The following is a 15,393-nucleotide window of genomic DNA, read 5'->3' as shown; positions in this document are numbered from 1 at the left end:
CGGCTGCAGCGAGGTTGACGGCACCCGTTGTTTTCATATTACGAAACCCAACGTGTGGCGTTTTCTGACGAAGAACGCATCGGTTTTTATGGACGTTCCGCTTAGCCTGCTTTCGTTGCTTCTATGCGTTATGCGAGGAAGCTGAGTGGATGGCTCTTATTGAGTTTCTTCCACGTCCGCGTCAGCGCTTAGGCGTCCTAGCAGATCGAGGAGTGTTTCATAATCTTCATCTCCCATCTTGTCGCGAAAGCCTTTCGCGATATCGGATGCAGCTTCGGCACGGGACTCGATGATGGTCAAACCTGCTGGCGCGATTGCGATCAATTGCCGGCGTCGATCGTTGGGGTCCCGGGTCTGCGTGATCAGGCTTTTGGCATTCATCGTTGCGGCCATGCGTGTCAAACTGGGAAACAAAAGGCAGGCCCGCTGCGCCAGTGAATGCGAATCCATCTCGCCCTGTTCTGCAAGTACGCGCAAAACACGCCATTGCTGCTCACTGAGCCCTGTCTCGGACAACATGTCACGAATTGGAGCCATGATGCTTTCCCGCGCGCGCATCAACGCAATCGGCAGCGAGCGGGTGGTGGGCGGCAGGCTGATGGTCATGGGCTGGTTGCTCCTATGCCTCTATGTCCGAAGGATTTCGGTTGACACATTCAAGTCCAATTCATTACTTAACTCAACAACAATTAACATGTTAATATAATGTATGAGACTGATGTTCGACTATCTCACCTAAATATGGTGAGCGATCATCAAGGGGGAGAGACCATGGGTTTGCTGGAAGACAACATCGCAAAGTTGAGCGGCCACATGGCGCGCTTTGCCCAAACTGGCATTCTCAACCGGATTGGGGGCCAAGACACCCCGGGGCGTGGGGGCGTTTTCGAAACGATTTCTCCCGTAGACAAAACCATTATCTGCGAGGTCGCACATGGCACCGAAGCCGATATTGATGCGGCTGCACAGGCGGCACATGACGCGTTTGCGGATTGGCGCGATATGCCTGCAACGGAGCGGCGCAAGATCCTGCATCGTGTTGCGGATGGGATTGAAGCGCGGGCCGAGGAAATCGCTTTGTGTGAATGCTGGGACACCGGGCAAGTCTACAAGTTCATGTCCAAGGCCGCTTTGCGGGGCGCCGAAAACTTTCGGTATTTCGCTGATCAGGTGATTCAGGCGCGCGATGGACAGCACCTCAAGTCTCCAACTCTGATGAACGTCACAAGCCGGGTCTCCATCGGGCCGGTGGGGGTCATAACGCCCTGGAACACCCCTTTCATGCTGTCCACATGGAAGATTGCGCCCGCGCTGGCTGCGGGATGCACGGTCGTGCACAAACCAGCCGAGGCGTCTCCGGTCACGGCGCGGTTGCTGGTCGAAATCGCAGAAGAGGCGGGGCTGCCACCTGGTGTTCTGAACACCGTAAATGGGTTTGGAGAAGGCGCCGGAAAAGCGCTGTGTGAACATCCCAAGATTAAGGCGATCGCCTTTGTTGGAGAAAGCAAGACTGGGAGCCTGATCACAAAACAGGGCGCGGATACACTCAAACGCAATCACCTCGAATTGGGCGGCAAAAACCCGGTGATTGTCTTTGATGATGCTGATTTGGACCGCGCGCTGGATGCGGTGATCTTTATGATTTACTCGATCAATGGCGAGCGCTGCACATCCTCGTCCCGGCTGCTGGTGCAGGATACCATCCGTGAAGATTTTGAAGCCAAGCTCGTAGAGCGGGTTAACAAGATCAAGGTCGGCCACCCGCTCGATCCGTCCAGTGAAATTGGCCCTCTGGTGACAGAAGAACATTTCAACAAGGTCACCAGTTATTTTGAGATTGCGCGACAGGATGGAGCCACGATTGCAGCAGGTGGCGAGCCCATCGGCGATACAGGTTACTTCGTTCGCCCGACCCTGTTCACAGACGCCACCAACCAGATGCGGATTGCGCAGGAAGAGATATTTGGACCGGTTCTGACCTCGATCCCGTTTTCGACCGAGGAAGAGGCGTTGCAGATCGCAAATGGCACGGCCTACGGGCTGACCGGATATGTCTGGACCAATGACCTTACGCGCGCTTTGCGATTCACCGACAAGCTCGAAGCAGGCATGATCTGGGTCAATTCCGAGAACGTGCGGCACCTGCCGACGCCTTTCGGGGGCGTCAAAGCATCTGGCATTGGTCGCGACGGGGGCGACTGGTCATTCGAGTTTTACATGGAGCAAAAGCATATTGGCTTTGCCACCGGCCAGCACAAGATCACCAAACTGGGAGTTGGGTGATGAAAACCCACACCCGTTTCGCCCACAGTGAAAACTCCCCGAGTACGCACCGGGCAAGCGCCGCTTTGTCTGGTCAATAGGAGGCCCGCATGCCTGTCCCAGCCCCGAACCTTTTTCCCGACTTCAACACCATTCGGTTGAGCCACGCCAGTTTGAACGTCAAAGATCTCGCCGCATCCAAGGCGTTTTATTGTGACATCCTGGGTCTTCAGGTGACGGATGAAAACGACACACACGTCTACCTTCGGGCTATGGAAGAGCGGGGCCACCACTGCATCATTCTGCAAAAGTCTGAAGCGCCCGGCACGGTGGAAGTCATGGGGTTCAAGACTTTTGCCGAAGACGACCTTGACCGCGCAAAGATGTTTTTTGAAAGTAAAGGGCGGCCAACCGAATGGGTGGAACGCCCGTATCAGGGCCGCACACTGCTGACATCAGACAACATGGGCATCCCGCTCGAATTTTATCACAAGATGGACAGGCTGGCGCCCATTCACCAGAAATATGCGCTCTATCGTGGGGTGAAGCCGCTGCGGATCGACCACTTCAATGTGTTCAGCCATGATGTCGACGCGTCGGTCGCATTTTACTCTGAGTTTGGATTTCGCGTAACCGAATACACGGAAGATGAAGAGAGCAAGAAGCTTTGGGCGGCATGGATGCACCGCAAGGGCGGCGTGCATGATATGGCCTTTACCAACGGCACAGGTCCACGCATGCACCACGTGGCGTTTTGGGTGCCGACACCGCTGAACATTATCGATCTGCTCGATCTGATGGCCACAACGGGATATGTCGACAGCATCGAACGCGGCCCGGGGCGTCACGGTATTTCGAACGCGTTCTTCCTGTATATCTTGGATCCCGACGGGCATCGCATCGAAATCTACTGCTCGGACTACCAGACGGTCGATCCGGACCTTGAGCCGATCAAATGGGATCTGAAGGACCCGCAAAGGCAGACACTTTGGGGGGCCGCCGCTCCACGCAGCTGGTTTGAGCATGGCACGACCTTTGTCGGCGTCGAGCCGATTGAGAGCGGTATGAAAGCCAGCCCGATCATTGCGCCATAATAGGTTTTAAAATGAACGAGATCAAAAGCTGCGGCGCCGTTTGGAAGGACATCGGATGAGATTTGGAACGTGGTCTGACAACGGTCAGAGCGTCTACGGTGCGATCACCGACGGGGGTGGCATCGCGCTGAATGGTAAATCGCCGCAGTGGCCCACGCTGCTGGATGCAGTGCGGGCAGGGGGGCTGGAAACGCTTGAGGCTTTGGCTTCTGCCAAACCGGTCACACACACCGATCTGACCTATGAAATGGTGCTGCCAAACGCACCTCGTATCCTGTGCGTCGGCGTCAATTTCCCTGACCGTAATGCCGAGTACAAAGATGGCAGCGATCAGCCAAAGTACATGTCTCTGTTTCCGCGTTTCGCCTCCGGATTTACAGGGCATGAACAGCCCCTGATCCGGCCGCCTGAAAGCCCACAACTGGACTATGAGGGCGAAGTTTCCGTCGTCATCGGCAAAGGCGGGCGGCGGATTGCGCAAAGCGATGCATATGACCACATCGCCGCCCTGACCATCTGCAACGAAGGCACGATCCGTGACTGGGTGCGCCATGCCAAATTCAACGTGACCCAAGGCAAAAATTGGGACAAGTCGGCCGCGATTGGCCCTTGGCTGGTCCCGTTCACGGACGCAGCACAACTGGATGACTGCCGCATCATCACGCGGGTCAACGGCGAAGTGCGCCAGGACGATGTGGTCTCTCGGATGATGCACCCGATCCGTCGTCAGATCGAATACATCTCGACATTTATGACGCTGCAACCGGGGGATATAATTATCACGGGCACGCCCACAGGATCGGGCGCTCGCCTCGATCCGCCTAAATATCTGGTTCCGGGTGATGTGGTTGAGATTGAGGCCAGCACAATAGGAACACTTCGCAACACAATCGCGGACGAAGTTCTGTGACACCGCAAGACCACGCCCGCGCCGCCTCCGATTTGCTCAATGCGGAAAAGACTGGGCAACAGATCGGCCTGTTGACGCTGCGGCACCCCGAAATGGGCATGCAGGACGCCTATGAAGTTCAAAATGCGATTTACAGCGCCAAATTGGCCGAAGGGCGCAAAGTAGTCGGCTGGAAGATCGGGTTGACCTCCAAGGCGATGCAATACGCCCTGAACATCGACATTCCAGACAGCGGTATCCTGTTTGACGACATGGTATTTGAGCACGACAGCACTGTGCCCAAAGGGCGTTTCATCCAGCCGCGCATCGAGGCAGAGATCGCCTTTGTCATGAAAGACGCCATCGGAGGCGTCGATGTGAAACGAGAGGACGTGATCGCGGCAACTGCATATGTCGCGCCTTCGATCGAGATCCTCGATACAAGAATTTTGCGCGCCGACCCGGAGTCAGGAAAGACGCGTTCGGTTTTTGATACGATCAGCGACAATGCGGCGAATGCCGGGATCGTTCTTGGACCGCAAAGGCATGCAGTGGATGCGTTTGATCTGCGTTGGGTCGGGGCGATTACGACGCGGAATGGTGAGGTTGAAGAAACGGGATTTGGCGCCGGCGTGTTGAACGACCCGGTCCAAAGCGTGGTCTGGCTGGCGCAACGCATGGCGCAATACGGGCAGAAGATTGAGCCCGGCAATGTCATTTTGTCCGGCAGTTTTATCCGGCCCATAGAGTGCCCAAGCGAGACCCAAATTCACGCTGACTTCGGGCCGTTTGGTGGCGTCTCGATCGCATTTGCCTGACAAGCCATCGGGCATATACGTTCTGCAGACAGTAGAAACTCTCTGATTCCAATTGCACGGTCGGTCATACTATTGACTGCCCAAGCCTGTGCCGTGTCACCCGCCGACCAGCGATCTTACTGAAGGGCGATTGGCGGAAGCCATTGGCTAGGAAGCGCAAGCATTTACCGATTCCAGCACTCGTGGCACTCTTTTGAACATTACCTCGGGAAAAGGCGGGTGGCCCGCTTGCTCCGTAACCCCCTCGAATATCTTTGCAAATCATTCCGGATTTACGGGAAAAGTTTGGGTGTTCGAACATTTTTGCAACCGATTGCAAAAATCTGTTGACGTGGGCCGTGCGTTGAACGCAGTCTGACAGCGCAAGAAGACTCGCAGGACAAACCAGCGGACAGACAGGGAGAGAGATGCTCGGCTTTGGGTTGAACCAAGTCACGATGGCCAACGCTTCAATCGATGAATTCATCGAGAGTGCAGCGCGTTTGGGAATGGTTGGCGTCGAGCTTCGCAATGATCTCGGACGCCCGATCTTTGATGGACGTTCTGTCGAATGCGTCAGGCAGAAGCTTCAGGATCACGGGCTACGATTGTTGGGGCTGTCACAGGTCTATCCCTTCAACCGCTGGACAAGCGACATCGCAGATGGCGTGCGAGCGCTCATCGATTTGGCGGTCGAGGCCGGGGCTGAAACGATCAGCCTGATCCCATGCAACGACGGCACCGGTATTGATGCCGCATCACGGCAGAATGATCTGGCAAATGCGCTTGAGGGATGCCTGCCGCTGCTAGAGACCGCCAACATGGTGGCACTAGTCGAACCGCTTGGATTTACGCGCTCGTCCCTGCGAAGCAAAGTAGAGCTGGTTGCTGCAATCGAAACGCTGGGCGCAGATTCCTATTTTCGATTGGTGCATGACACGTTTCATCACACCTTGTCCGGCGGAGGTCCGTTCTATCTGGGGCAAACCGGAATAGTGCATATATCTGGCGTGAACGACGCCGATGTGCCTGTGGAGCAGATGGAGGACGATCATCGCGTTTTGATTGACGCCAATGATCGCCTCGGAAATGTCGATCAGATCATGGCGCTGCGGGATGCTGGTTATAAGGGAGCGTTTTCGTTCGAGTGCTTTTCACCTGACATACATCGTCACCCTTCGCTGGAAGACGCCATCAGGACATCAATGAATTTCATTTCCTCGCAATTGCAGAAGGAGATTGCTGCATAGCTGGGATGAAGTGCCCCGTAAGGGGCGATCCGGTGAGTTAATAGGTGTGCCGGACACCAACTTTGGGAGGAAACCAAATGAAAAATACTCTAGTGGCCGCCAGTTTGGTGGCGATGACTGCAACTGGTGCATTGGCACAGGAAATCGGCGCAACCTTTTCACGGTTCGACGACAACTGGCTGACCGTTTTGCGGACTGGCATGGTAGAATATGCAGGCACCATTGACGGCCTGTCCTACCAGCAAGTTGATGCAAGCGACGACCTTGCTAAGCAAATCGACCAGGTGAAAGACTTTGTTGCCAACGGTGTGGACGCGATCATCGTGAACATCGTTGATACATCTGCCGGTGCGGCTGTTTCTGCGGCTGCTGGGAATGTGCCGCTGGTTTATGTGAACCGTGAGCCAGACAACGTGAACGAACTGCCGCCAACTCAGGCCTTCGTGGCGTCGAACGAAATTGAATCCGGCACTCTGTCGGCCTTCGAAGTGTGCAAAAACCTGCGCGCAGCGGGCAAAGGCAACAGCGCACGTGGCTACCTGATGAACGGTCAGCTGTCGAACCAGGCTGCGGTTCAGCGTTCCAAGGACGTCTACGATGTCATCGGCATGGACATGTGTAACTTTATGGAAATCATCGATGAGCAGCCTGCGAACTGGTCGCGCGATGAAGCCCAGGACCTTATGACCAACTGGATGTCTTCCGGTGAGCCGTTTGACTTCGTGCTGGCCAACAACGACGAAATGGCGATCGGTGCGATCCAGGCGATGAAAGCCGCCGGGATGGACATGGCAAGCGTTCAGGTCGGCGGTGTTGATGCCTCTCAGGACGCGTTGGTTGTGATGGCCGCAGGTGACTATGACGTCACCGTGTTCCAGGACTCCGTGGGTCAGGGCACCGGTTCGATCGATGCTGCGCTCAAGTTGGTCGCGGGCGAAGATGTGGACAGCAAAGTCTACATTCCGTTCGTTCTGGTTACGCCTGAGAACATGGGCGATTTCCTGGAAAAAAACTAAGTGCCTGAACGGCACTGATTTTGAGCGGTGCGGCGACGCACCGCTCTAACTTCTTCACATTAGCGGGAGGCTAGCATGGCAGATACCAGCCACGGAACCGGCGGTCTGACCTTCGACAAATCCAAACGATCATGGCCCAATGAACTGAACATCCTTCTGGCGCTGGTCATCATCATTGTCGTCTTCGAGATTATCGGCCAGACAGCCCCCTACATGCGCGGTCAGAGCTTCCTGTTTGATACGAAGGACCGCTTTGACAGCATATTCAATGAAGCCCGGTTGCAGATCATCATTCTGCAGGTGGCGATCATCGGTATCATCGCCCTTGGTGTGACGCAGGTCATCATTACAGCTGGTATTGACCTGTCATCCGGTCCGCTGGTGGCGGCAACGGCGATGGTTGCGATGAGTTTTGGGCAAACCGAATTGGTTAACGGGCAACCCAATCCCAAGGCCCTCTTTGGGCCATGGGCTATGGACCTTCCGGTCATGATACCTGTGGTGGTCGGTTTAGCGTTTGGCGCCTGTATCGGGGCCATTAATGGCACCTTTATTGCCTATCTGCGCATCCCGCCCTTTATCGCCACGCTCGGCATGTTTCTCATTTGTCGGGGAATCGCCCTGTGGTGGTCAGGCGGTAACCCGATTTCATTCCCTACTGAACAGTTCGCATTTATCGGATCGGGTATGATGCCTGTGGTCTGGTTCATCGTGCTGGCCATCATCTTCCAAATAATCATGAGCTTCACGGTCTACGGCAAGCACACATACGCCATCGGGTCGAACGAAGAAGCGGCCCGTATGTCGGGGATCAACGTGAAGCGTCACAAGGTGATGGTTTACATGATCGCATCGATGCTGGCGGCTTTTGCTGGTATCGTGCTCAGCTCCAAAGCCTCCACTGCGCAGGCGGGGATGGGTGAGTTTTACGAGCTGTTTGCGATTGCTATGGCCGTGATTGGCGGTATTAGCCTGCAAGGCGGACGCGGGTCCATCATCGGCACGGTGCTCGGCGCGATGGTGCTCGGGGTCATCCGGTCTGGTTTTACGTATATCAAACTTGATGGCTCTTATCAGCTAATGGCGATGGGCAGCATCATCATAGCGGCGGTTGTACTCGACCAGTACCGACAGAGAAACCGAGCTTGAGGAGGGCCTGACATGAGTGACATCGTTCTGAAAACAGAAGACCTGACCAAACACTACGGCGGCGTTCACGCACTAGAAGGTGCGAATTTCGAGCTCAAGCGTGGCGAGCACGTGGCGATCATGGGCGACAACGGCGCAGGGAAATCCACGTTCGTGCGCCAAATCACCGGGGTTGAGCAACGCACGCGCGGCAAGGTCTGGCTCTATGGCGAAGAAGTGGACTTTGCAGGCCCGCTGGACGCGCGAGAAGCTGGTATTGAAACCGTGTTCCAGACGCTGGCCTTGGCCGATCACCTCGACGTGCCAGACAACTTGTTCCTTGGCCGCGAAAAGACCAAGTGGGACTGGCTCGGCCCGTTCCGAGTTCTGGACTATAAGGCGATGCGGCAAGACACGATGGATGCGCTGGAACGGACCGGAGTCAAGATCCCCAACATCCGCAACACCATTGAACGCATGTCGGGTGGGCAGCGCCAGTGTGTGGCGATTGCCCGGACCGCGTCTTTCAGTTCCAAACTCACGATAATGGACGAACCGACAGCTGCGCTCGGGGTTCAGGAAACGGCGCAGGTGGAAAACATCGTTCGCACGCTGAAGGAAGCGGGCGAACCATTGATATTGGTTTCGCACAACATGCGTCAGGTCTTTGACCTTGTGGACCGGATCATCGTGTTCCGCCGTGGCCGTATCTGCGCCAATCTCGATATCAAGACCGGCGATTATTCGGGTGAAGACGTGGTGTCCTACATCACCGGCGCAAAAACAGGCGAAGAATATATGGAAACTGCAACCTGATGGCCCTGAGGCTGGCCATACTCGGTGCAGGCCGGATCGGACAGGTCCATGCCAAAGCCGTTGCTTCTGTCCCGGGGGCGGAACTCGTCGCCGTGGCGGAACCATTTGCCGAGATGGCCGAGCAGATGCGTGCCCAATATGGCTGCGACATCCGCGAGATCGACCAGATTGCAGGTTCGGACGATGTGGACGCGGTGGTGATATGTACGCCCACTGACACCCACGCGGATCTGATCGAGCAGTTTACCGCCGCGGGCAAAGCCGTCTTTTGCGAAAAGCCCATCGATCTGAACGTGGAACGGGTGCGCGCCTGTCTGGCCAAAGTCGATGCCGTTGGCGGTCGCCTGATGCTTGGGTTCAATCGCCGTTTTGATCCTGACTTCATGGCGGTGAAAGCTGCGATTGATGATGGCAAGATAGGTGAAGTTGAGATGATCAACCTCACTTCGCGCGATCCCGTACCGCCCCCTTACGACTACATCACCCGGTCCGGTGGAATTTTTCGCGACATGATGATCCATGATTTTGATGTGGCGCGATGGCTGCTGGGCGAAGAGGTCACATCGGTTTATGCCGCGGCATCTGTTCTGACGGATGCAGAAATCGGCAAGCTGGGCGATTTTGACAGTGCCAATGTGATACTGACCACGGCATCGGGCAAGCAGTGCACGATCACCAACTCGCGCCGTGCCACCTACGGCTATGATCAGAGGATCGAGGTCCATGGATCAGGTGGATCTGTTTCGGCGCGCAACCAACATGAGGCGAACATAGAGATTGCGGATGCAACGGGCTATCACCGCCCGCCGTTGCTGAACTTCTTCATGACCCGCTATGTCGCGGCTTACGCCAACGAAATTGCAGCATTTGTACAGGCATTGGGCGATGAAAGCCCGATGCCGACTACGGGTCTTGATGGATTGAAAGCATTGGAGCTTGCCGAGGCTGCAGTGACGTCGGTCGAGACGAAACAAGCTGTGCTGCCCGGATAGAGACGAGGAATGATGGGATACTACACCGAAGCCGATTGCCAGATTGACGAATTCAAAGCGCTGATTGCCGAACCATTGGATGCGTCCAAACTCCGTTTTGCCTCTGAAATTGTGAGCAACTTGCCCGTCTACTCCGCCGCGGACACGAACGCCGCACTGGACAATCCAACTGATAGGGCTGCGCTGCTGGCGGAATGGGCACAGGTCATAGGCGATCTGTCCGGAGCCGTCATACTTAAGGGGGCTGTTCCGGATCTGGACGCCGTCGATCAGGCGACCGCTGTTTTCGAACAGATCATTGCAGACGAAAGAGCCTCCACAAGCGGCGGGGACCATTTCGGCGAACGCGGAGCGAATGACCGGATCTGGAATTCGCTTCAGAAATTGTGCCTGCGTGCGCCCGACGTCTTTGCCCGCTACTTTGCTGCTCCATCCGTCGCGGCCGTCAGCGAGGCGTGGCTTGGCCCGTGGTATCAGATGACTACGCAAGTAAACCTCGTCCGGCCCGGTGGGAAGGCGCAGACCTGTCACCGAGACTATCACCTTGGCTTCATGACCGCAGATCAGGCAAAATCTTTCCCAGTTCACTCCCATCACTTGTCACCGGCGCTGACCCTTCAAGGGGCAATTGCCCATTGTGACATGCCCGTTGAAAGCGGTCCTACCAAACTGTTGCCCAATTCGCAGCGCTATGGGCCGGGTTACATTGCGATGCAATTGCCCGAGTTCCGGGACGCCTTCGAAAAAAACCACGTGCAGTTTCCGCTCGAAAAGGGCGACGGACTGTTCTTTAACCCAGCGCTTTTTCACGCGGCAGGCGACAATCGGTCTGCGGATATCGAGCGCATGGCCAACCTGATGCAGATCGGCTCTCCTATGGGGCGCACGTTGGAACGGATTGATCGTACCGCTATGGCCCGCGCCCTGTTCCCTGCCCTGCGAGATCTGGGGTTCACAGGCTTGGCACGCACGGCTGCGATCGGTGCTGCGGCCGAGGGATACCCATTCCCAACCAACCTTGATACCGACCCACCCATTGGCGGGCTGGCCTCAGAAAGTCAGGCAGAGCTTCTGGCCCGCGCAGTGGATGAAGGCATGAGCGAAGCCGAATTCGAAACTGCCCTTGTTGAGAACCACGCCCGACGACTGCCATAACCAAGAGAGCCCATGACCGACCTTTTGAAAAAACCCTTTGGCGCCCACGGCAAGGTGCATGACATCACACCGGCGTCCGCCGGGTGGCGCTATGTCGGATTTGGCCTCTATCGCCTGCGGGCGGGGGACACAGCCAGCGAAGTGACTGGCGAGCGCGAGGTGATCCTTGTCATGGTGGAGGGCAAGGCTCAGATCACAGGTGCTGGGCAGGATTGGGGTGTGCTGGGCGACCGGATGGATGTGTTCGAAAAAACCCCACCCCATTGCCTATATTTGCCGAACGGCACCGACTGGCAGGCCGTGGCAGAGACCGATTGCGTGATCGCCGTGTGCTCAGCCCCCGGCAAAGGCGGGCACAAGGCACGCCGCATTGGTCCCGACGGCATCACCCTGACTGAACGCGGCAAGGGCGCGAACACCCGCCATATCAACAATATCGCCATGGAGGCCGAAGACTACGCTGACAGCCTTCTGGTCACTGAGGTCTTTACGCCCAACGGCCACTGGTCCAGCTTTCCAAGCCACCGGCATGATGAAGACGACTTTCCCCGCATCACCTATCTTGAGGAAACCTATTATCACCGGCTGAATCCCTCCAGCGGGTTTGGCATCCAGCGTGTCTATACGGATGATGGAAGTCTGGATGAAACGATGGCCGTGCACGATGGTGACGTGGTCTGCGTTCCGCGTGGGCACCACCCTTGTGGTGCGCCATATGGCTTTGACATGTATTACCTCAACGTGATGGCAGGCCCTTTGCGTAAATGGCGTTTCGTCCCCGCGCCTGAGGTCGAATGGATCATGGAACGTGACGGGTGACGTGCGTTCGACTGTTAAGAAGGCAGCAGGGGAAGGATTAAGGCCCACCATGCCGTTGTGGGCTGAAAGACTGTTTGCTGTACCGCTGGCATGCTGACAATATTGGCCGGCATGGAAGGGGCAGAATGGCAATAACGTTGAAGGAAGTGGCCGAGCGCGCTGGGGTGTCCCGTTCAGCGGTATCGCGAGCGTTCACACCCGGGGCGTCGGTGTCGCGTAAGATGCGCGAGCGGGTCGAAAAAGCGGCAACTGATCTGGGCTATCACCCCAATGCGCTCGCCTCATCCCTGACCACAGGCCGGACCAAAATGATTGGTCTCATCTCCAACAACTTTCACAACCCGTTTTTCCTTGAGGTCTTCGATCTCTTCACAAGGGGCTTGCAAGAACGCGGCTTGCGCCCTCTACTGGTCAACCTTTCTGACGAAACAGATCCACAAAATTCCGTGCGCATGCTGCGCGCCTATTCGGTGGATGGTGTCATCGTGGCCTCCTCAACATTGCCGTCAGGCTTTTCGCGGGCTTTTCGTGACGCAGGTATGCCGGTTGTGCACAGCTTTGGGCGTTACTTGGCAACGCCCCACGTGGACATCATTGGGATCGATAATATTGAATGTGGGCGCATCGCCGCACGCGAATTGATTGCGCGGGGGTATCAGTCAGTTGCATTCATGGGCGGGCCGGAAAGTGCCACGTCGACCCAAGACCGCATGAGCGGATTTCTTGAGGCACTGGCCGAGCATTCCGAGGTCACGGTCAGCTATTCTTTTGCCAAGGACTACACCTTTGATGCAGGACGTAATCAGATGCAGGAGCTTCTCAATGGCACCCCCGCCGAAGCCTATTTCTGCGGTGACGACGTTCTATCCATCGGAGCCTTGTCCGCCATTGCAGAAGCGGGCCTTTCAGTACCTGACGACATCGGGATCGTCGGTCTGAATGACATGGAAATGGCGCGTTGGGAAAACATCAATCTGACGACGATCCACCAGCCCATCGCCGACATCATTGATGCGTCCATAGAAAAGGTGACAAGCGTACTGGGTGATACGGAACAAGAGCCCGAAGCGCGCCTGTTTCCGTGCCGCGTCATTGAACGCGGCACGTTACGCCCAAAGCGCTGACCTAAGTAGTTTAGCGGAACATCGGTGGCCGTGCGTCCATCCATTCACCGCCCGCGCGGGCCGAGGCCACGGCTGTGTGAACAGCCGCCATCGACCGGACGCCCGCGTTTGCGCCGGGCAGCCCGTCACGGGTCTCTCCTCGGATTGCGTCGGCAAGGTCGCAATAGATGTTGGCGACAGCGAGTGGGAACCCTTCGGGATGGGCAATGGCGACGCGGGACAGGCGTGTGGCGTCTTCGAATAGCCCGCCTTCGCCCTTTTCCATGATCTGCGTGCGCCCGCCCAGCGGAGTGTAAATCAGCTGGTTTGGCTGTTCGGCATGCCACTTCAACCCGCCGGTCTCGCCAAAGACCTGAATTTCGAACCCATGCTGGCGACCAATGGCAACTGATGACGTCCACAACCGCCCAACCGTTCCGCCTGCCATGCGGAAATTGACCATCGCGTCATCTTCCAGCTCGCGACTTGAAATTGTTGAGGCGAAATCAGCAGACAGCTTTTCCACCTCGTCATCGCAGATAAAGCTGGCCATGTGCATTGCGTGGATACCGCAATCTGCGAATTGGCCTGACACACCCGCCATGGCCGGATCATAACGCCAACGCACACGCGGGTTATCCGCATCGCCTGCGTCGCCATGGTGCCCATGGCTGAAATTGGTGACCACAAGACGAACCTTGCCAATTTCACCGGCACGGACCATCGCACGCGCCTGACGCACCATCGGATAGGCAGAGTAAGCGTAGTTGACGGCCATGACCTTGCCGGTCTTTTCGGCCACGCGCACAATTTCTTCACCCTCTTCGACCGTCATGGTCATGGGCTTTTCGCACAGCACGTTGAACCCGGCTTCAAGGAAGCCCTTGGTGATTTCGAAATGTGTCGCATTCGGGGTGGCAATGGTCACCAGATCGATCCGGTCATCGCGCCCTTTTTCGCCTTCCAGCATCTCTTGCCAGTCGCCATAGGCGCGATCGTCTGCGATGCCCAACTGGCGGGCATAGGCGCGCCCAGCCTCTGGGCGGTGATCTAATGCGCCAGCGGTGAATTCGAACAGTCCGTCAGCTTGTGCGCCCAAACGGTGTGCTGGTCCGATCTGGCTGCCTTCGCCGCCGCCGATCATGCCCCATTTCAGTTTTGCCATAGTCTTTCGTCCTTATTCGAAGCCGATGCTTTCGAGGTATTCGCGGTTCTTGCGGGCATCGCCCAGCGGGTCAGGGTCCAGTGTCGGGTCGCAATCCTGCTCAATGGTGCACCAGCCCTCAAACCCGCTGTCCAACAGCAGTTGGCGCACAGTCGGCAGGTCGACTTCGCCTTCGGACAGGTTGCAGAAAATGCCCTGCCCACAGGCGTCATAGAAACCCGTGCGGTTGGCGATTGCGTCGGCCTTTACCTGCGCGCTCGTGGATTTGAAATGCACATAGGTGATCCGGTCCATGTGTCGCTTCATGAAGGCGACGGGATCAAAGCCTGCATAGGTGCAGTGGCCGGTGTCGATGCAGAGTTTTAGGGTCTCGGGACCGACTTCGGCAAGGATACGCTCGACCTCGGGTTCGAAATCCATAAAGCCGCCCGCATGCGGATGCAGTTCGGGGATCAATCCGTACTCTTCGGCACCCAGTTTGGCGACCGTCACGATCCGATCACGGTAGGCGGCCCACTCAGCATCGTCCATCTGCTCGGCTTCGCTTGCGCGGCCAGCGGTCGGGGCGCGGCGGGGCGAAATGCTGTCGATCAGAACGAAGTGTTCAGCGCCGTGCGCTTTTAATGCCTCGCAGGTCCGTTTGGCCCCATCCAGAACGTCATCCCATTGTGCCGGGTCATGAAAGGCGCGGAATACCACGCCCCCGATCAGCTCCAGACCATATTCGTCCAGCGCTTCGCTCAACACAGCAGGGTCCTCGGGCATGAAACCAACAGGCCCCAGTTCGATGCCCTTATATCCAGCCTCAGCACACTCTTTCAGCACAGTGCGCCATGTGGGGTTGCGGTCATCCTGAGCAAACTCGACACCCCAGGAACAGGGGGCATTTCCGATGCGAATGGTCATT

The 15,393-nt window shown here is 56.7% G+C and carries 15 protein-coding genes; 12 read left to right on the top strand and 3 right to left on the bottom strand.

All coding sequences use genetic code 11. From position 1 onward, the window contains the following. Positions 1–156: 156 nt before the first annotated feature. Positions 157–606 (bottom strand): homoprotocatechuate degradation operon regulator HpaR, encoded by a 450-nt coding sequence (gene hpaR, locus DHN60_RS06385; RefSeq protein WP_108836453.1) that lies wholly within the window; start codon positions 604–606, stop codon positions 157–159. A gap of 165 nt (positions 607–771) precedes the next feature. On the opposite strand from hpaR, the gene hpaE reads away from it, so the two are divergent. The 12 genes from hpaE (at position 772) to DHN60_RS06325 (ending at position 13,342) form a co-directional block, all read left to right on the top strand. Continuing rightward, the gene (hpaE, locus tag DHN60_RS06380; protein WP_108836725.1) at positions 772–2,283 is read left to right on the top strand and encodes a 5-carboxymethyl-2-hydroxymuconate semialdehyde dehydrogenase; all 1,512 of its coding nucleotides are present in this window, start codon (positions 772–774) and stop codon (positions 2,281–2,283) included. A gap of 89 nt (positions 2,284–2,372) precedes the next feature. Continuing rightward, on the top strand, positions 2,373–3,356 hold the full coding sequence (gene hpaD / locus DHN60_RS06375; protein ID WP_108836452.1) for a 3,4-dihydroxyphenylacetate 2,3-dioxygenase: 984 nt from the start codon (positions 2,373–2,375) through the stop codon (positions 3,354–3,356). Positions 3,357–3,411: 55 nt separating this feature from the next. Next, positions 3,412–4,266 carry a fumarylacetoacetate hydrolase family protein gene (locus tag DHN60_RS06370; RefSeq protein WP_108836451.1) on the top strand — a complete coding sequence of 285 codons (855 nt, stop codon included), beginning with the start codon at positions 3,412–3,414 and terminating at the stop codon, positions 4,264–4,266. Further along, positions 4,263–5,063 (top strand): 2-oxo-hept-4-ene-1,7-dioate hydratase, encoded by an 801-nt coding sequence (gene hpaH, locus DHN60_RS06365; RefSeq protein ID WP_108836450.1) that lies wholly within the window; start codon positions 4,263–4,265, stop codon positions 5,061–5,063. The genes DHN60_RS06370 and hpaH overlap by 4 nt, the downstream gene beginning before the upstream one ends. Positions 5,064–5,500: 437 nt before the next feature. Then, positions 5,501–6,292, top strand: a complete 792-nt coding sequence (locus DHN60_RS06360; protein ID WP_234423550.1) for a TIM barrel protein — start codon at positions 5,501–5,503, stop codon at positions 6,290–6,292. Positions 6,293–6,369: 77 nt separating this feature from the next. Continuing rightward, complete coding sequence (locus tag DHN60_RS06355; RefSeq protein WP_108836448.1) at positions 6,370–7,308, top strand: substrate-binding domain-containing protein; 939 nt, start codon at positions 6,370–6,372, stop codon at positions 7,306–7,308. A 75-nt stretch (positions 7,309–7,383) separates the two neighbouring features. Then, a complete protein-coding gene (locus DHN60_RS06350; RefSeq protein ID WP_108836447.1) occupies positions 7,384–8,457 on the top strand; it encodes an ABC transporter permease in 1,074 nt (357 codons plus the stop codon). A gap of 12 nt (positions 8,458–8,469) precedes the next feature. Next, a complete protein-coding gene (locus DHN60_RS06345; protein WP_108836446.1) occupies positions 8,470–9,252 on the top strand; it encodes an ATP-binding cassette domain-containing protein in 783 nt (260 codons plus the stop codon). Next, entirely contained in the window at positions 9,252–10,244 is a 993-nt protein-coding gene (gene iolG / locus DHN60_RS06340; RefSeq protein WP_108836445.1) for an inositol 2-dehydrogenase, read from the top strand. Before DHN60_RS06345 ends, iolG begins: the two co-directional genes overlap by 1 nt. A 9-nt stretch (positions 10,245–10,253) precedes the next feature. Beyond that, entirely contained in the window at positions 10,254–11,399 is a 1,146-nt protein-coding gene (locus DHN60_RS06335) for a phytanoyl-CoA dioxygenase family protein (RefSeq protein WP_108836444.1), read from the top strand. Between the two features lie 12 nt (positions 11,400–11,411). After that, entirely contained in the window at positions 11,412–12,218 is an 807-nt protein-coding gene (gene iolB, locus DHN60_RS06330) for a 5-deoxy-glucuronate isomerase (RefSeq protein WP_108836443.1), read from the top strand. Between the two features lie 125 nt (positions 12,219–12,343). Beyond that, the gene (locus DHN60_RS06325) at positions 12,344–13,342 is read left to right on the top strand and encodes a LacI family DNA-binding transcriptional regulator (RefSeq protein WP_108836442.1); all 999 of its coding nucleotides are present in this window, start codon (positions 12,344–12,346) and stop codon (positions 13,340–13,342) included. A gap of 10 nt (positions 13,343–13,352) precedes the next feature. Here DHN60_RS06325 and DHN60_RS06320 read toward each other — a convergent pair whose 3' ends face one another. Beyond that, positions 13,353–14,486 carry a Gfo/Idh/MocA family protein gene (locus tag DHN60_RS06320; RefSeq protein WP_108836441.1) on the bottom strand — a complete coding sequence of 378 codons (1,134 nt, stop codon included), beginning with the start codon at positions 14,484–14,486 and terminating at the stop codon, positions 13,353–13,355. Positions 14,487–14,498: 12 nt separating this feature from the next. Next, entirely contained in the window at positions 14,499–15,392 is an 894-nt protein-coding gene (locus tag DHN60_RS06315) for a TIM barrel protein (protein ID WP_108836440.1), read from the bottom strand. Between the last annotated feature and the right edge of the window lies 1 nt (position 15,393).

The sequence above is a fragment of the Tateyamaria sp. Alg231-49 genome, assembly GCF_900143535.1.
In the GTDB taxonomy this organism is placed as follows: Bacteria; Pseudomonadota; Alphaproteobacteria; order Rhodobacterales; family Rhodobacteraceae; genus Tateyamaria.
This window is presented reverse-complemented; position numbering and strand designations above follow the sequence as displayed.